Genomic DNA, 17592 nt, shown 5'->3' on the forward strand with positions numbered 1-17592 from the left:
CCTTCCTCAGTCGTCGAGGTTGCAGGCGGCGGGGCCCTCGAAGACCCCGGCGCGGAAGACGTCGACCAGCTGGAAGCCGGTCAGCTCGGCGTCGGGGAGCACCTGCGGGTCGGTCGCGTACTCGAGCAGGAACGACACGCTCTCGTCGACGTCGCCGGGGGAGATGCTCAGGACCGTGCTCTCCTCGTTGAGCACCGAGGCGGTGAAGGCGCCGGACAGGCAGACCGCCGAGCGCAGTGCCTCCTGCCCGTCGGTGGGCAGCCCGAGCTGTTCGCGGCCGGCCAGCGCGTAGGGGATGGCCACGGCGGTGAGCACGGCGTAGTCCCCGCCCCGCTCGGCCGCGTAGAGCGGCCCGGTGAGCTCCCGCTCGTCGAAGGCGACGGTGTCGTCGGCGGGGCAGTAGAGCAGGTCGACGTCGGCGCGCGCGCCGTCGCAGGCCGGGGCCCGACGGTTGAAGGGCTCCAGCGTCGGCGGGTCGAACGTCGCACCGCGGTCGCTGAGCACCTGCTGCCAGAACTCGCCCAGGCCCTCCGGGACGAACTGGCCCACGGTCAGCTCGTAGGGGGCGTTGCCGCCGGTGAGCGCGTCGTCGTCGTCGCGGAACGCGCCCTGCGTGTAGGGGCGGTCGGCGCCGAAGGCGTCCCGGCACGCCGTCGGGCCGTCGTCGAAGCCCTCCTGGAAGGCCGAGACCCGGTCGAAGTAGGAGCCGTGCGCCTCGCCCGCGTTGAGCCCGGTGCCCACCGGGTCGCGCAGCAGCAGGTAGCCGCGCAGCACGTCGTCCAGCTCGGCCGGCCGGATCGAGTTGTGCGGCGCCTCGCCGTCGGCGACCCACCGGGTCCAGGCGCCGGCGAAGCAGTCGGCCTGCGTCTCGATCGCGATCGAGGCCTGGAACGGGTAGCCCACCCGGCCCTGCACGGCGTGCCCGAACTCGTGCGCCATCACCAGCGCGGGGATGAACCGGCCGTAGCCCTCCGACCCGCCGGTGCCGAAGGCCAGGTCGCCGAGGAAGGCCCGGTCGTACTGGATGGCGTCGCCGTTCGGGTACTGCTCACCGGGCCCGCAGTAGAAGGCGTTGTCCTCGACGGCCTCGGGGGGCTCGCCGCAGCCGATCTCCCCACCGGGGTAGACGGTGGGGTCGATGTCCGCCGGGTCGACGGAGTAGTAGCCACCGGTCAGCGGCGGGAACTCCTGCTGGTACACGAGGACGAACTGCTCGGCCCAGTAGGTGTTCAGGTCGGCCAGCGCGTTGCGCGCGATCCGGTCGACGTCCCCGTCGCCGGCCCCGATGATCGGGAACTCCGCCGGGCCGACCTCGCCGCGCGCGCCGGCGAGCGGGGTCGCCGTGCCCTCGATGAAGGTCACCGCGCACCCGCTGAGCGCCGTCGCCGCCAGCGCCGCGGCCAGGACGGCGCCGGCGATCCGACGCGACGAGACGGACATCGGCTCCCTGTCGTCCAGGCCACCGGTGCGGTGGCGGTCCCTCGCGCCGGGCCGGGGAGCGGCGGCCGCACGGCCGCCGCTCCCCGGTGGTGTCAGTCCTGCCGGTCGAGGTCGGCCTGGGCGGCCTCGACCGCGGTGCCCGGGCCCTCGGCGGCACCGGAGGCCTCGGCGGCGGCGATCTGCGCCTGGTCGGCCGGGGTGCCGGAGTCGGGCAGCTCGGGCTCGGGGCCCTCGTGCACGAACCACACGGTCGCCAGCGGCGGCACGGTGAGCGTCGCCGACCACGGCTGGCCGTGCCAGGACTCGGGCTCGGCGTCGATGGCGCCGTAGTTGCCCACCCCCGAGCCGCCGTAGCCCTCGGCGTCGGTGTTGACCGCCTCACGCCACCGGCCGCCGCGCGGCAGGCCGATGCGGTACTCCGAGTGCGGCGTGCCGGAGAAGTTCGACACGCAGGCGAGCACCTGCCCGTCCTTGCCGTAACGGAGGAAGGTCAGCGTGTTGCCGCCGGCGTCGTTGGCGTCGATCCACTGGAAACCGGCCGGGTCGACGTCCTGGCTGTAGAGCGCCTCGCTCTCCCGGTACACGGTGTTCAGGTCACGGACCAGGTCGAGCACGCCCCGGTGCGCCGGGTCGTCGAGGTGCCACCAGTCCAGCGAGCGGCTCTCCGCCCACTCCGACAGCTGGCCGAACTCCGAGCCCATGAACAGCAGCTGCTTGCCCGGGTGGGCCCACATGTAGCCCAGGTAGGCGCGCAGGTTGGCCAGCTGCTGCCACCGGTCACCGGGCATCTTCCGCAGCAGCGAGCCCTTGCCGTAGACGACCTCGTCGTGGCTGATCGGCAGGACGTAGTTCTCCGAGAACGCGTAGACCAGGGAGAACGTCAGCTGGCTGTGGTGGTAGCTGCGGTACACCGGCTGGTTCGCCATGTAGCCGAGCGAGTCGTGCATCCAGCCCATGTTCCACTTGAACCCGAAGCCCAGCCCGCCCAGGTAGGTGGGGCGGGTGACGCCTGGCCAGGCGGTCGACTCCTCGGCGATCGTGATGACGCCGGGCACCGCCTTGTAGACGGTCGCGTTCATCTCCTGCAGGAAGGCCACCGCCTCCAGGTTCTCCCGGCCGCCGTACTCGTTCGGCGTCCACTCGCCGTCGTTGCGCGAGTAGTCCAGGTAGAGCATCGAGGCGACCGCGTCGACGCGGATGCCGTCGACGTGGAACTCCTGCGCCCAGTAGAGCGCGTTCGCGACCAGGAAGTTGCGCACTTCGGGCCGGCCGAAGTCGAACACGTAGGTGCCCCAGTCCGGCTGCTCACCGCGACGGGGGTCCGGGTGCTCGTACAGCGGCGTGCCGTCGAAGCGGGCCAGCGCCCACTCGTCCTTCGGGAAGTGCGCCGGCACCCAGTCGACGATGACGCCGATGCCGGCCTGGTGCGCGGTGTCGATCAGGTACCGCAGGTCGTCGGGGGTGCCGAAGCGCGAGGTGGGCGCGTAGTACGAGGTGACCTGGTAGCCCCAGGACCCGCCGAAGGGGTGCTCGGCCAGCGGCATGAACTCCAGGTGGGTGAACCCGGCGTCCTTGACGTAGGCGACCAGCTCGTCGGCCATCTCGCGGTAGGACAGCCCCTGCCGCCAGGAGCCGGCGTGCACCTCGTAGACGCTCATCGGCCGCTCGTGCCAGCGGCCCTCGGCGCGCGAGGCGAGCCACTCCCCGTCGTTCCACTCGTACGTGGACTCGGTGACCACCGAGGCGTTGGACGGCGGCACCTCGGTGGCGAACGCCATCGGGTCGCTCTTCACCCGCCACTGACCGTCGGCGCCGAGCACGTGGTACCGGTACCGCGTGCCGGCCTTCGCCCCGGGGACGAAGACCTCCCAGACCCCGGAGGAGCCCAGCGACCGCATCGGGTAGGCGCGCGCCTCCCAGTAGTCGAAGTCGCCGGTGACCTTCACCCCGCGGGCGCTGGGCGCCCAGACGGCGAAGGAGACGCCGTCGACCGGGCCACCGGGGGTGTCGTAGTGGCGCACGTGCGCCCCGAGCACGGTCCACAGCTGCTCGTGCCGGCCCTCGCGGATGAGGTGCTGGTCCAGCTGGCCCAGGGTGGGCAGCCAGCGGTAGGGGTCGTCGACCAGGTAGGTGTCGGTGCCGCCCTGCCCGTCGGGGTAGACGACCTCGATGCGGTAGTCGCCGGGCTGCTGCGGCAGGCGGGCCTCGTAGATCCCGCCGCCGTGCAGCTGGTGTGCCTCGTACCGGGTGCCGTCCTGGTCGACGACGACGACGGCCACGGCGTCGGGGCGCAGCGTGCGGACCGCCCAGCCCTCGTCGACCCGGTGGGCGCCCAGCACGCCGTGCGGGTCGTAGGACCAGCCCTCGACGACGGCGCGCAGCTCCTCCCCGGAGACCTCCCGGCCGGCCGGGGTGACGTCGGCGGGCACCGAGGTGCTCACCGGGGCCTCCCCGTCGGGCAGCGCCTCGACCAGCTCGGTGGCGGCCGGCTCGGGTGCCTGGTCGGGCGCGGGCGGCAGGTCGGTGACCTCACCGACGACCAGGTCGGCGGTGGTGGTCTCGGCGGTCGTCGACTCCGGCAGCTCCGCGTCGGTGGAGGCCTCGGCCGCGGGGGTGTCGGTGCCGACGGTGTCGGGTGCCGGCTCCGCGCCCGGCTCCGAGGAGGTCTCGGCCGGGGAGCTGCCACCGGTGCCGGCGTGCTCGCCGTCCTCCGGCGCCTGCGGGGTGCTCGGCTCGGCCGGGTCGGGGCTCGGCGGCTCGGGCTGGGGCGCCGAGGGGGCGGACGGGTCGCCGGGCTCGGCGATCGGCGCCGGGGCGACGACCGGGGCGGCCGTCACCTTCGTGGCGGCGGCCTTCCGGGTCCGCTTGGCCGGGGTGGCCTCGCCCTCGGCGGCCGCGGTCGCCTTCTTCGTCGTCCGCTTGGCGGCCTTCTTCGCCGGCGCCGCCTCGTCGGCGAGCTCGGTCTGCCCACCCGCGCCAGCGGCCGCAGCAGCCGCCTTCTTGGCCGGGGCCTTCTTCGCCGGGGCCTTCTTGGCGGCGGCCTTGCGCGTGGCCTTCTTCGCCGGCGGGGCGGCGTCGGTCGGCGCGGTGTCCGTCGCGGCGGCGTCCTGCACAGCGGCCGTCTTCTCCTCCACCCGGCGCAGCAGCTCGTCCTTGCCGGCTGGCTCCGCGTCGGGGGAGCGCCCCTGGGTGTCCTCGGTGCTCATCGGTGTCTCCAGTGCTTCTCGGTGGTCCGTGGTCGTCGGCGTCAGTCGCCGGAGGTCAGCCGGGACAGCGAGCTGAGCGGGATCATCAGCCAGTGCGGCCGGTTCCGCGCCTCGTAGACGCACTCGTAGACGGCCTTGTCCGCCTCGAAGGCGCGCAGCAGCGCCGAGTCGGCGGACAGCTGCAGACCGCCGGCGGCGGAGTAGCCGGCGCAGAAGGCGGCCCGGTTGCGCTCCGCCCACTCCTGGGCGCGGTAGGCCCGCTGCGGGTCGTCGGGCTGCTCGACCAGCATGTGCCGGGCCGCGTAGTCGAAGCTGCGCAGCATCCCCGCCACGTCGCGCAGCGGGGTGTCCATCTCGCGCCGGGAGGCCAGCGGCCGGGCCGGCTCGCCCTCGAAGTCCAGCACGATCCAGCCGCTCGTGGTGCGCAGCACCTGGCCCAGGTGCAGGTCGCCGTGCACCCGCTGGCGGGTCACCTGCTCCTCGGTGTCGGCCACCGCGGAGTACAGCGCCCGCAGCCCGTCGGCGTGCTCGGCCAGGTCCGGGACGACGGCGAGGGCCGCCTCCAGCCGCTGGGTCATCTGCTCGGCCAGCGTGCGGTACCAGTCCCGGTCGGCCGGCTCGGTCGGCAGCACCCGGGCCAGGTCGGCGTGCACCGAGGCGGTGGCCTCGCCCAGCCGCTCGCTCTCCCCGGCGAAGTCGCCGCCCACCTCGTCGGCGTGCAGGTCGCCCTCGGCGTAGAGGTCGCGGACGCTGGAGGTGGCCAGTCGCCAGCCGTCGCTGGCGTTGGGGACGAAGGTCTGCAGCATCGCGACGGTCGCCGGCTCGTCACCGGGTTCGCCGTCGATCTCGATGTGCCCGAGCAGCCCGGCGATGTGCGGGTTCTCCGCCCGGCGCAGCGCGTCGTGGATCTCCACGTCGGGGTTCAGCCCGGGCTCGAGCCGGCGGAACAGCTTGAGGATCGCCGTCTCGCCGTAGACGAGGGAGGTGTTGCTCTGCTCGGTGGAGACGATGTCGCCGGGCAGCCCCTCGGGGATGTGGGCGACCCCCGCCGGGTGGAAGTGCATGGGGCCCACGGTCGAGGCGGCCACCAGGTGGGTCAGCCACGGCACGGTGGCGTCGCGGTCGCGCATCGCGTCGTAGGCGTAGTTCTCGACGCCGTCGTTGCCGGTCACCGCGCCGATGAAGGCGCTGGACAGCTCCTCGGCCGGCGACTCCCGCCACGACAGCGGGACCAGGTAGGTCTCGGTCGCACCGTCGGTGTAGGTCACCCGGACGCGGTGCACCGAGAGGACCGGGTCGGACTGGTCGAGGAAGAACCCCTCGTCGCTGACCTCGGCCCACTCACGGCCCTTGCCGCCGAACCAGCGCTGTCCCGGCATCCAGCCGGCCAGCAGGTCGGTCACTGCGGTCATCAGGCCTCTCCCTCGGAGTCGATCGTCGGGGCCTCGCCACCGAGGCCTCCGGTGCCCGCCGGGGCGCTCTCGGACACCAGGCCGGAGTCCAGCAGGGACTGCGCGACGTTGCTGCTCGTCGTGCTCTCCCAGTCCTCCTCCTCCTCGGTGGCCGCGGCGGCGGGCTTCTGCAGCTCGAACCAGTAGAAGCCGTGCCCACCGAGGGTGAGCATGTACGGCAGGACGCCGATCTGAGGGAACTGCACGCGCCCGGTCAGCTCGACCGGGGTGTAGCCCTCGAAGCGGCGCAGGTCGAGCTCCACCGGCTGCGGGAACCGGGACAGGTTGTTCACGCAGAGCACGATGTCGTCGCCGAACTCGCGCACGAAGGAGAGCACCGTCGGGTTGCGGGACCCGATCTCGGTGAAGCTGCCGACGCCGAAGGTCGGGTGCTGCTTGCGCACCGAGATCATCGTGCGGGTCCAGTGCAGCAGGGAGTTCGAGTTCCGCAGCTGGGCCTCGACGTTGGTCACCTGGAAGCCGTAGACCGGGTCGGCCACCAGCGGCAGGTGCATGCGCTGGGGGTCGGCGGTGGAGAAGCCACCGTTGCGGTCCGGCGTCCACTGCATCGGGGTGCGGACGCCGTCGCGGTCACCGAGCCAGATGTTGTCGCCCATGCCGATCTCGTCGCCGTAGTACATGACCGGCGACCCGGGCAGCGACAGCAGCAGGGCGGTGAACAGCTCGAGGGTGTCCAGGTCGTTGTCCAGCAGCGGGGCCAGCCGCCGGCGGATGCCGATGTTGGCCTTCATCCGGGGGTCCTTGGCGTACTCCCCCCACATGTAGTCCCGCTCCTCGTCGGTGACCATCTCCAGCGTCAGCTCGTCGTGGTTGCGGAGGAAGACGCCCCACTGGCAGTTCTCCGGGATGTCCGGCGTCTGCGCCATGATCTCGGAGATCGGGAAGCGCTGCTCGCGCCGCACGGCCATGAACAACCGCGGCATGACCGGGAAGTGGAAGGCCATCTGGCACTCGTCGCCGTCCTCGCCGAAGTACTCGACGACGTCGGCCGGCCACTGGTTCGCCTCGCACAGCAGCACCCGGTCGGGGTACTCGGCGTCGACGACCTTGCGCACCTTCTTGAGGAACTCGTGGGTGCGCGGGAGGTTCTCGCAGTTGGTCCCCTCCTCCTCGAACAGGTAGGGGACGGCGTCGAGGCGGAAGCCGTCGATGCCGAGGTCGAGCCAGAAGCGCAGGGCGTCGATGATCGCCTCCTGCACCTTCGGGTTCTCGAAGTTCAGGTCGGGCTGGTGGCTGAAGAAGCGGTGCCAGAAGTACTGCTTGCGGACCGGGTCGAACGTCCAGTTCGAGCTCTCGGTGTCGACGAAGATGATCCGCGCGTCGGCGTAGCCGGTGTCGTCGTCGGCCCAGACGTAGAAGTCGCCGTAGGGGCCCTCGGGGTCGCTGCGGCTGGCCTGGAACCAGGGGTGCTGGTCCGACGTGTGGTTCATGACGAAGTCGATGATCATCCGCATGCCACGGGAGTGGGCGGCCTCGATCAGCTCCTTGAAGTCCTCGATGTCGCCGAACTCCGGCAGCACCGCGGTGTAGTCGCTGACGTCGTAGCCGCCGTCCCGCAGCGGGGAGGCGAAGAACGGCGGCAGCCACAGGCAGTCGACGCCCAGCCACTGCAGGTAGTCCAGCTTGCCGATCATGCCGCGCAGGTCGCCGATGCCGTCGGCGTTGCTGTCGGCGAAACCGCGGACGAGCACCTCGTAGAAGACGGCGCGCTTGAACCACTCGGGGTCGCTCCCGGGCGGGGGGAGGGCCGACTGCTCGCCCGCGCCAGGGGTCGACTGGGTGGGGACGGGGAGGGTCATGGAACTGAAGTCCTCGTTCGTTCTCGGGGGTGCTGGGTGGTGCGACGGCGCCGGCCGCGGCAGGTCCGTCGCCGTCGCGGGTGAGGACGGTCGGGGGACCCGTCAGGGGGTCATCGGGTCCACCGGGGCGGACAGGCTCCGGTGCACGGTGAACACGTGGGCCGGCTCCCGGTAGGGGTCCAGTTCGACGTAGTTGTGCTGGCCCCAGTCGTAGTGCGCGCCGGTGATCTCGTCGGTGACCGAGAACCGGTCGGACCAGTCGAGCCCGAGGGCCGGCATGTCCAGCGACGTGGTCCCGATCTGGGTGTAGCTGCTGTTCAGCGAGACCACCACGAGCACCGCGTCGTCCGAGCCGGGGTCGGTCTTGGAGAAGCAGAGCAGGTTCTCGTTGTCGATGTGGTGGAACCGGAGCGTGCGCAGCTGCTGCAGCGCCGGGTGCGCGCGGCGGACCTCGTTGAGCCGGCGGAGGTAGGGCGCCAGCGTGCGGCCGCTGGCCTCGGCGCCGGCCCAGTCACGCGGGCGCAGCTGGAACTTCTCGGTGTCCAGGTACTCCTCGCTGCCCGGGCGCAGGCCTACGTGCTCGAACAGCTCGTAGCCGGAGTAGACGCCCCAGGTGGGGCTCATCATCGAGGCGAGCACGGCCCGGATCTTGAACATCGGCGGCCCGCCGACCTGCAGGGTCTCGTGCAGGATGTCCGGGGTGTTGACGAAGAAGTTCGGCCGCATGTAGTGCGCGTTGGCGGCCAGCTCACGGCCGTACTCCTCCAGCTCCCACTTCTCCGTGCGCCAGGTGAAGTAGGTGTAGCTCTGGGTGAAGCCCAGCCGGGCGAGCTGGTGCATCATCGCCGGCCGGGTGAAGGCCTCGGCGAGGAACAGCACGTCCGGGTCGGTCTGCTTGACCTCCCAGATGATCCAGTGCCAGAAGTTGAGCGGCTTGGTGTGCGGGTTGTCGACCCGGAACACCCGCACCCCGGCGTCCATCCAGTGCCGCACGACCCGCAGCACCTCGGCGTAGAGGCCCTCGGGGTCGTTGTCGAAGTTCAGCGGGTAGATGTCCTGGTACTTCTTCGGCGGGTTCTCCGCGTACGCGATGGTCCCGTCGGGCTTGGTGGTGAACCACTCCGGGTGCTCGCGCACCCACGGGTGGTCCGGCGCCGCCTGGAGGGCCAGGTCGAGGGCGACCTCCATGCCCAGCTCGCGGGTGCGGCCGACGAAGGCCTTGAAGTCGTCGAGCGTGCCCAGCTGCGGGTGGACGGCGTCGTGGCCGCCCTCGTCGCTGCCGATCGCCCACGGCGACCCGACGTCCTCGGGGGTGGCGACCAGGGTGTTGTTCTTCCCCTTGCGGTTGACCTTGCCGATCGGGTGGATCGGCGGCAGGTAGACGACGTCGAAGCCCATGTCGGCGATCGCCGGCAGCCGGTCGGCGGCCTGGGCGAAGGTGCCGTGGGTGGGCTGGCCACCGACGACCGGGCCCTCCGAGCGCGGGAAGAACTCGTACCAGGAACCGTAGAGCGCCCGCGGGCGGTCGACCCACAGCTCGTACTCCCGGGTCGGGGTGACCAGCCGGCGCACCGGGTGCTCGTCGAGCACGCGCTGCAGCGCGGGCGCGAACGCCGGCGCCAGCCGTGCGGTGAGCTCGCGCCCGCCGTCGCGCAGCGCCGCCACGGCCTCGTGCAGCGCCGGGCGGTGCTCCTCGGGGGCGGTGGCGGCCACCTCCTCGAGCAGGCGGGCTCCGGACTCGAGGTCGTTGGCGAGCTCGTCGGCCCCCTGGCCGGCCTCCACCTTGACCTCGACGTCGTGGTGCCAGGTGCTCAGCGGGTCGTCCCACGCCTCGACCCGGTAGGTCCACAGACCCTCCTGGTCGGGGACGACGGTGGCGGTCCAGCGGTCGGGCTCGGGCCCGAACTTCCGCATCCGGGCCGAGGAGGGCGTCCCCGCGGAGCCGGCCGGGGGCGTGAGCACCACGGTGGCGGCCACGGCATCGTGGCCCTCGCGGAAGACGGTGGCGGTGATCGGCAGGTGCTCGCCGACCACGGCGCGGGTCGAGAACGACCCGCACGACACGACGGGGGCGACATCGGTGATGCCGAGGCGGAGGTCAGCGCGGCCAGTCATCGCGGCAACGCTATCCACATCCGCGCTGGTGGGCACTTCGAAGTGATCTCCCCTCCGCCAGGAGAGGGAGGTGGGCCGGGTCGCCGGACCCCTGCGCCCGACCCGCGGGGGCGGGGTCGGGCAGGGTCCGGGCGGACGCGAGGACGCAGGTCGTCCGACCCGGTGCGGACCGGCCGCCGCGGCTAGGGTCGGGCGCGTGCGAGCCCTGCGTCGACTCACCGTCCGAGCCTCGCTGCCCGAGGCGCTGCTGCCGCTGTCCCAGCTGGTGACGAACCTGCGCTGGTCGTGGCACCCGGAGACCCGTGACCTGTTCGAGGCGCTGGACCCGGAGCTGTGGAACAGCTGCGGCGGCGACCCGGTGAAGGTGCTCGGTGAGGTGTCGGCCGAACGGCTGGCCGCCCTGGCCGGGGACCGCCGCTTCCTGCGCCGGCTGCAGGACGCGACCGACGACCTGCAGGAGTACCTGGACGCGCCGCACTGGTACCAGTCGCTGGGCGACGAGGCCCCGGCGACGATCGCCTACTTCTCCGCCGAGTTCGGCATCACCGAGGTGCTGCCGCAGTACTCCGGCGGCCTGGGCATCCTCGCCGGTGACCACCTCAAGGCCGCCTCGGACCTGGGGGTGCCGCTCATCGGGGTCGGGCTGCTCTACCGCGCAGGCTACTTCTCCCAGGGCCTGTCCGCCGACGGCTGGCAGCTGGAGCACTACCCCTCGCTCGACCCGCACGGCCTGCCGCTGAAGCTGGTGCGCGACGGGGAGGGCAACGCAGTGGTCGTCTCCGTGCCGCTGCCCGAGGGCCGCACGCTGCACGCGCACGTCTACCGGGTGCAGGTCGGCCGGGTGGCGCTGCTGCTGCTCGACAGCGACATCGAGGAGAACGCCCCCGCCGAGCGCAGCGTCACCGACCGGCTCTACGGCGGCGGGGAGGACCACCGGCTGCGCCAGGAGATGCTGCTGGGCATCGGCGGGGTCCGTGCGCTGCGCGCCTACTGCTCGCTCACCGGCACCCCGCAGCCGGAGGTCTTCCACGCCAACGAGGGCCACGCCGGCTTCCAGGGCGTGGAGCGGATCCGCGAGCTGACCGAGAGCCACGGGCTGACCTTCCCCGAGGCGCTGCAGGCGGTGCGCGGCGGCACGGTCTTCACCACCCACACCCCCGTGCCGGCCGGGATCGACCGCTTCCCGCGCGCGCTCATCGAGCGGTACTTCGCCGGCTTCGGCGTCCCGCTGGAGCACCTGCTCCCGCTGGGCGCCGAGGAGGACCCGGCCAAGTTCAACATGGCCCACATGGGGCTGCGCCTGGGCCAGCGGGCCAACGGGGTCAGCCAGCTGCACGGCCACGTCAGCCGGGACATGTTCGGCGCGCTGTGGCCGGGCTTCGACCCCGAGGACGTGCCGATCGGGGCGATCACGAACGGTGTCCACGCCCCGACCTGGACGGCGCGGGAGCTGGTGGAGCTGGGGACCCAGACCACCAGCCAGGGTGACCCGGTCGACGTCCAGGGCGAGGTGCACTTCGACGGCGTCGACCGGATCGACGCCGGCGAGCTGTGGAACACCCGGCGGCTGCTGCGCGGCCGGCTCGTCGAGGAGGTGCGCCGCCGGATCCGGGAGACGGCGCTGTCCCGCGGCGCTGCCGAGGCCGAGCTGGGCTGGACCGAGGACGCCTTCGACCCCGACGTGCTCACCGTGGGCTTCGCCCGCCGGGTGCCCTCCTACAAGCGGCTGACGCTGATGCTGCGCGACCCCGCGCGGCTCAAGGCGCTGCTACTGGACCCGGAGCGCCCGATCCAGCTGGTCATCGCCGGCAAGAGCCACCCGGCCGACGACGGTGGCAAGCAGCTGATCCAGCAGATGGTCAAGTTCGCCGACGACCCGGAGATCCGGCACCGGATCGCCTTCCTGCCCGGCTACGACATCGGCATGGCGCGCTACCTGTACTGGGGCTGCGACGTCTGGCTGAACAACCCGCTGCGCCCGCTGGAGGCGTGCGGGACGTCGGGCATGAAGTCCGCGCTCAACGGCGGGCTGAACCTCTCCATCCGCGACGGGTGGTGGGACGAGTGGTTCGACGGGCAGAACGGCTGGGCCATCCCCACCGCCGACGGCGTCGCCGACCACGACCGGCGCGACGAGGTCGAGGCGCAGGCCATCTACGACCTGCTGGACAAGCAGGTGTTGCCGCGCTTCTACGAGGTCGACCGCGACGGCATCCCCACCCGCTGGGTCGAGATGGTCCGGCACACGCTGCGCGAGACCGGCCCGAAGGTGCTGGCCACCCGGATGGTCCGCGACTACGTGCAGCAGCTCTACGTCCCGGCCGCCGGCTCGGCCCGCGCGCTGTCCGCCGGCGGCTACGAGCCCGCCCGCAGCCAGGCCGTCTGGCGGTCGCGGCTGCTGGAGCACTGGTCGGCGGTGCGGGTCGCGCACGTGGAGGCCACCGGCCTGGGTGACACCCCGGAGATCGGTTCGAGCATCGACCTGCGCGCCGAGGTCGAGCTGCCCGGGCTGACGCCGGCCGACGTGGAGGTGCAGGCGGCCTACGGCCGGGTCGATGACGCCGACGGCCTGCACGAGGTGACGACGGTGCGGATGACGCACGAGGCGACGGAGGGCTCCCGGCACTGGTTCACCGCCACCGTGCCGCTGGAGCGCACCGGCGCCTTCGGCTACACGGTCCGGGTGCTCCCGCACTCGGAGCTGCTGGCCACGCCGGCCGAGCTGGGGGTCGTGGTCAACGCCTAGAGGTGGTGTCCTCATCACCGGTTGATCACGCTCCGTCCCGAGCCGACTGCGGAAAGTGGCAGCCTCGGTGGTGAAGGTGTGACCGTTGGTACGTGCCGTGCACAACGGGTCGAGATCGCGGCGCGGCACGCTGTGGCGGGCGCTCCGATGTGCGTGCGCGTCGTTAGGCTGGCCTCCATGCCCGACCGCTGTGAGGTGCTCCCCGGAGACTCTGTCGTCGCCCGCCGCGGCGGCGGCCTGCTGTGGGTCGACGCCCCCGGCTCACCGGCCCTGGTCGCCGCCCTGCACGCCTGTCTGGGCGTCAGTGGTCCCGGCGCCGACCGCGTGCTCGCCGCCGTCGCCGGACAGGTGAACCGGCTCTCCGACGGGCCCGTCTCCTTCGCCCTGGTCCTCGCCGACACCGCGGAGGGCGCCGGCTCCGGCGTCGCGCTGTGGTCGGGGAAGGGCCAGCCGGCCGTCGACGGGGTCCCGGTCTCCGGCTCGGCCGCCGACGGCTGCACCCTGGCCTCGGGCTTCGCCCTCGGGCAGACGCTCTACGTCGGCCCCGGGCAGCCGGCTGCGGCCATGCCGCCGGGGGTCGCCCTCGACCTGGTCGAGGGCACCGTCCCCGGTTCCGGCGCGCTGCTGCAGCTGGCCGCCGCCGTGCCGCCCTCGGTCGCCGTCCCGCGGTCCACCGGCCTGCCCAGTGGCGAGTCCTTCACCGCGGGCACCGACGCGGGCTTCAGCGGCGCCGGGCGGGCGGCCTCCGGGCCGGTCGCCTCCGGGTCGGTCGCCCAGGTGGGCGAGCAGACCGCGTTCTGGCGCCCGGAGCCCCCGGCGGCCCCGGTGCTCCGCTTCGACGACGGCATGGTCGTCACCGTCGACGAGGACCTGGTGCTCGGGCGCCGTCCCGACGGCCACGACCTGGTCACCGGCGGCACGGCGCGCCCGGTGCCGATCGCCGACACGCAGAACGTGCTGTCCTCCGCGCACGCCGCCATCCAGCGGGCCGGGCGTGAGGTCTCGCTGATCGACCTGGGCTCGCTGAACGGCACCCACGTCGCCGGCCCCGAGGCCACCGAGTGGACCCAGCTCGAGCCGGGTGTCCCGCACGTGCTCGCCGACGGCGACCGCCTGCTGCTCGGCTGGACCGTCATCACCTTCGAGCAGGCCACCGAGTAGCACCGTGGCGGCGGCGCGATGGCGGATCGTCGCCGCGCTGCTTGCTGCGCCGCCCGTCGCGGCGTGCTCCGCCCCCGCCGCGGACGGCGTGGCCACGCTGGTCAAGGCGGACGGCTGGAGCCCGTCCCTGGACCGGGGGGACTTCGGCGGGTACCACACCGTGCTGGAGATCGCCCACGACGAAGCGACGGCCGCGGCGGCGTGGGCCACGGTCGTCCCCGACGACCTGCCGTCGGCCGGCGGTGAGCCCCGCGAGCCCGGCCGCTACGGGGCGCTGGAGGACGTCGACTTCGCCGAGCAGGTGCTCGTCGTCCTCTCCGGCGGGCAGTCGGGCGTCTGTCCCGGCTGGCTCGGCGACGTCTCCGTGGCGGACGGCGAGGTCAACCTCGAGGAGCGTCGGCACGTCCCCGGGAACGGCTGCACCGAGGAGTACGCCCCCTACCGCCTCGTCCTCGCGGTGGACCGGGACAGCGTGCCGGCCGCCGACGCGCTGCCGACCGAACGGGTGCTGGTCGACGGGCGGGACCTGCCGGCCCTGGTGACCAGCTACCCGGCCGGCTGAGGGGCGGCGTCGTTCAGTCGGCGTGGGCCTCCGGCTGCGGCGGGCGCAGCACGCGCAGGGCCCAGACCGAGCGGCCGGGCAGCTGCACCGGGCCCGGCGCCACCGCCGTCGGCCGAGGCGGCTGGCCGGTCGGGTACTCGGTCGCCAGCACCAGCTCGTACCCGTCACCCCACGGGTCGCCCGGCAGGACGACGTCGACCGCGTCGGCGCCGGCGTGCAGCCAGATCAGCCAGGAGTCGTCGACCACTGGCCGCCCGCGCTGGTCGCGGTGCCGGAGCCCGCGGCCGTCGAGGTACATGCCCACCGTCTGCAGCCCGGTGTCGAACCAGTCGCCGCTGGTGAGCTGCTCCCCGGTGGGGGAGAACCAGGCCAGGTCCCGGGTGCCGCCGGTGCCGGCCACCTCGGCGCCCTCGAAGAAGGCCTCCTGGCGCAGCGCCGGGTGCGCCCGCCGCAGCCCGACCGCGTGCGCGACGAACGACCACAGGTCGGCGTCGATCGCCCCCCAGTCGATCCAGGAGACCTCGTTGTCCTGGCAGTAGGCGTTGTTGTTGCCGCCCTGGGTGCGGCCCAGCTCGTCGCCGGCGGTGAGCATCGGCACGCCGGTGGACAGCAGCAGGGTGGCCAGGTGGTTGCGTACCTGCCGGGCGCGCAGGGCGGTGATCTCCGGGTCGTCGGTGGGGCCCTCGACGCCGCAGTTCCAGTTCCGGTTGTGGCTCTCGCCGTCCCGGTTGTCCTCGCCGTTGGCCTCGTTGCGCTTGGTCTCGTAGGTGACCAGGTCGGCCATGGTGAAGCCGTCGTGGGCGGTGACGAAGTTGACCGAGGCGAACGGGCGGCGGCCGTCGGAGCGGTAGAGGTCCGAGGAGCCGGTCAGCCGGTAGGCCAGGTCGCGCACGCCCACCCGGGCCCCGGACCACACGTCGCGCACCGTGTCGCGGTACTTGCCGTTCCACTCCGTCCACGGCGGCGGGAAGTTGCCCACCTGGTAGCCGCCCTCGCCGACGTCCCAGGGCTCGGCGATCAGCTTCACCGTGCTGACCACCGGGTCCTGGTGGACGACGTCGAAGAACGCCGACAGCCGGTCGACGTCGTGCATCGAGCGGGCCAGCGCGGAGGCGAGGTCGAAGCGGAACCCGTCGACGTGCATCTCGGTGACCCAGTAGCGCAGCGAGTCCATCAGCAGCGCCAGCACCGGCGGCCGCCGGACGTCGAGGGTGTTGCCGCAGCCGGTGTAGTCGGTGTAGCGCGAGCGGTCCTCACCGCCGAGCCGGTAGTAGCCGGCGTTGTCGATGCCCTTGAACGACAGCGTCGGGCCGGTGTGGTCGCCCTCGGCGGTGTGGTTGTAGACGACGTCGAGGATCACCTCGATGCCGGCGGCGTGCAGCGCCTTGACCATCGCCTTGAACTCGGTCACCTGCCCGCCGCGGGAACCGACCGAGCTGTAGGCGGCGTGCGGGGCGAAGTAGCCGAGGGTGTTGTAGCCCCAGTGGTTGGTCAGCCCGCGCCGCAGCAGGTGCGGCTCGCTGACGAAGTGGTGCACCGGCAGCAGCTCGACGGCGGTCACGCCGAGGGAGACCAGGTGCTCGACGAAGGCCGGGTGGGCCAGGCCCGCGTAGGTGCCGCGCAGCGCCGGGGGGACGTCGGGGTGCAGCTGGGTCGCGCCCTTGACGTGCACCTCGTAGACCACCGTGTCCGACCAGGCGGTGTCCAGCCGGGTGTCGCCGTCCCACGGGAACGAGTCGTGGATGACCACGCCCCGCGGCACGTACGGCGCGGAGTCCCGGGGGTCGGGGACGGTGGGGTCGGACCGGTCGTGGCCGAACAGGGCGTCATCGAGGACCAGCTCGCCGTCGACGGCGCGGGTGTAGGGGTCCAGCAGCAGCTTGGCCGGGTTGTGGCGGGCGCCGGAGGCCGGGTCGAAGGGCCCGTGCACCCGGTAGCCGTACCGCTGCCCGGGGCCGACCCCGGGGACCCGCCCGTGCCACACCTGGTGGGTGGTCTCCTGCAGCCGTTGCCGGTGCTCGGTCCCGTCGGCGTCGAACAGGCACAGGTCCACCGCCGACGCGCCGGCCGACCACAGGGCGAAGTTGGTGCCCGTGCCGTCCCAGTGCGCCCCGAGGGGAGCCGGATTGCCCGGCCACACCTCCGCCGTCCCGCCGGACCACCGTGCCCCTGTCGCAGCGCTCACCCCGAGCATGGTGCCCGACACGGCCCCGCCCCGTCCGTCGCGACGCCCGGGAGGTTGGTTGGATGGCCCCCGTGGAGAGCGAGCCCGTCGTCGAGATCCGGGGTGTGGACGTCGTCCGGGGCCAGGCGCACCTGTTGCGCGGGGTCGACTGGACCGTCCGGGCCGACGAGCGCTGGGTGCTGCTGGGGCCCAACGGGGCGGGGAAGACGACGCTGCTGCAGCTGGCCGGTGCGCAGATGCACCCGACCCGCGGCGAGGTGCACGTGCTGGGGGAGACCCTCGGCGCCGTCGACGTCTTCGAGCTGCGGCCGCGGATCGGGCTCACCAGCGCCGCGCTGGCCCAGCGGATCTCCCCGGGGGAGCGGGTCGGGGACGTCGTGGTCAGCGCCGGCTACGCGGTCGTGGGCCGGTGGCGGGAGCGCTACGACGTCCACGACCTGACCCGCGCGGCGATGCTCATGCAGCAGTGGGGCATCGCCCCGATGGCGCACCGGCCGTTCGGCACCCTCAGCGAGGGCGAGCGCAAGCGCACCCAGATCGCCCGCGCGCTGATGACCGACCCCGAGCTGCTGCTGCTCGACGAGCCCGGCGCCGGGCTGGACCTCGGGGGGCGGGAGGACCTGGTCACCCGGCTCACCGGCCTGGCCCGCGACCACTACGCGCCGGCCCAGGTGCTGGTCACCCACCACGTCGAGGAGATCCCGCCGGGCTACACCCACGCGCTGCTGCTGCGCGCCGGGGAGGTCGTCGCCGCCGGCCCGATGGCCGAGGTGCTCACCGCGCCGCTGCTGTCGGAGGCCTTCGGCGTGAGCCTCGACGTCCAGCTCGACCGCGGCCGGTTCGCCGCCCGCCGCGCCTAGCAGGACCCCCTCGCCCCCCACCGCTCGCACGCTCGCGGCGGGCCCC

The 17592-nt window shown here is 73.1% G+C and carries 10 protein-coding genes; 4 read left to right on the plus strand and 6 right to left on the minus strand.

What is annotated here, in order from left to right; all coding sequences use genetic code 11:
* Positions 1-6 precede the first annotated feature (6 nt).
* The 5 genes from ACI795_RS10065 to ACI795_RS10085 all read right to left on the minus strand — a co-directional run bounded on the left by ACI795_RS10065 (position 7) and on the right by ACI795_RS10085 (position 10032).
* Positions 7-1440, minus strand: a complete 1434-nt coding sequence (locus ACI795_RS10065; RefSeq protein ID WP_457075355.1) for a neutral zinc metallopeptidase — start codon at positions 1438-1440, stop codon at positions 7-9.
* A 92-nt stretch (positions 1441-1532) separates the two neighbouring features.
* Complete coding sequence (gene glgB, locus ACI795_RS10070; RefSeq protein WP_457075356.1) at positions 1533-4646, minus strand: 1,4-alpha-glucan branching protein GlgB; 3114 nt, start codon at positions 4644-4646, stop codon at positions 1533-1535.
* A gap of 41 nt (positions 4647-4687) precedes the next feature.
* On the minus strand, positions 4688-6058 hold the full coding sequence (locus ACI795_RS10075) for a maltokinase N-terminal cap-like domain-containing protein (RefSeq protein ID WP_457075357.1): 1371 nt from the start codon (positions 6056-6058) through the stop codon (positions 4688-4690).
* Complete coding sequence (treS, locus tag ACI795_RS10080; protein WP_457075358.1) at positions 6058-7917, minus strand: maltose alpha-D-glucosyltransferase; 1860 nt, start codon at positions 7915-7917, stop codon at positions 6058-6060. Before treS ends, ACI795_RS10075 begins: the two co-directional genes overlap by 1 nt.
* Positions 7918-8019: 102 nt before the next feature.
* Positions 8020-10032 (minus strand): alpha-1,4-glucan--maltose-1-phosphate maltosyltransferase, encoded by a 2013-nt coding sequence (locus ACI795_RS10085; RefSeq protein WP_457075359.1) that lies wholly within the window; start codon positions 10030-10032, stop codon positions 8020-8022.
* Between the two features lie 196 nt (positions 10033-10228).
* Here ACI795_RS10085 and glgP point away from each other — a divergent pair, with 196 nt between their 5' ends.
* The 3 genes from glgP to ACI795_RS10100 all read left to right on the plus strand — a co-directional run bounded on the left by glgP (position 10229) and on the right by ACI795_RS10100 (position 14501).
* On the plus strand, positions 10229-12778 hold the full coding sequence (gene glgP / locus ACI795_RS10090) for an alpha-glucan family phosphorylase (protein ID WP_457075360.1): 2550 nt from the start codon (positions 10229-10231) through the stop codon (positions 12776-12778).
* 177 nt (positions 12779-12955) lie between these two features.
* Positions 12956-13939, plus strand: coding sequence for an FHA domain-containing protein (locus tag ACI795_RS10095; RefSeq protein WP_457075361.1), 984 nt, complete (start codon positions 12956-12958; stop codon positions 13937-13939).
* 4 nt (positions 13940-13943) lie between these two features.
* On the plus strand, positions 13944-14501 hold the full coding sequence (locus ACI795_RS10100) for a hypothetical protein (RefSeq protein ID WP_457075362.1): 558 nt from the start codon (positions 13944-13946) through the stop codon (positions 14499-14501).
* Positions 14502-14514: 13 nt separating this feature from the next.
* Here ACI795_RS10100 and glgX read toward each other — a convergent pair whose 3' ends face one another.
* A complete protein-coding gene (glgX, locus tag ACI795_RS10105) occupies positions 14515-16686 on the minus strand; it encodes a glycogen debranching protein GlgX (protein ID WP_457075363.1) in 2172 nt (723 codons plus the stop codon).
* 62 nt (positions 16687-16748) lie between these two features.
* Between glgX and ACI795_RS10110 the strand changes: the two genes are divergently transcribed.
* On the plus strand, positions 16749-17546 hold the full coding sequence (locus tag ACI795_RS10110) for an ABC transporter ATP-binding protein (protein ID WP_457075364.1): 798 nt from the start codon (positions 16749-16751) through the stop codon (positions 17544-17546).
* Positions 17547-17592: the final 46 nt, after the last annotated feature.

It is taken from the genome of Modestobacter sp. SYSU DS0290, assembly GCF_054050955.1.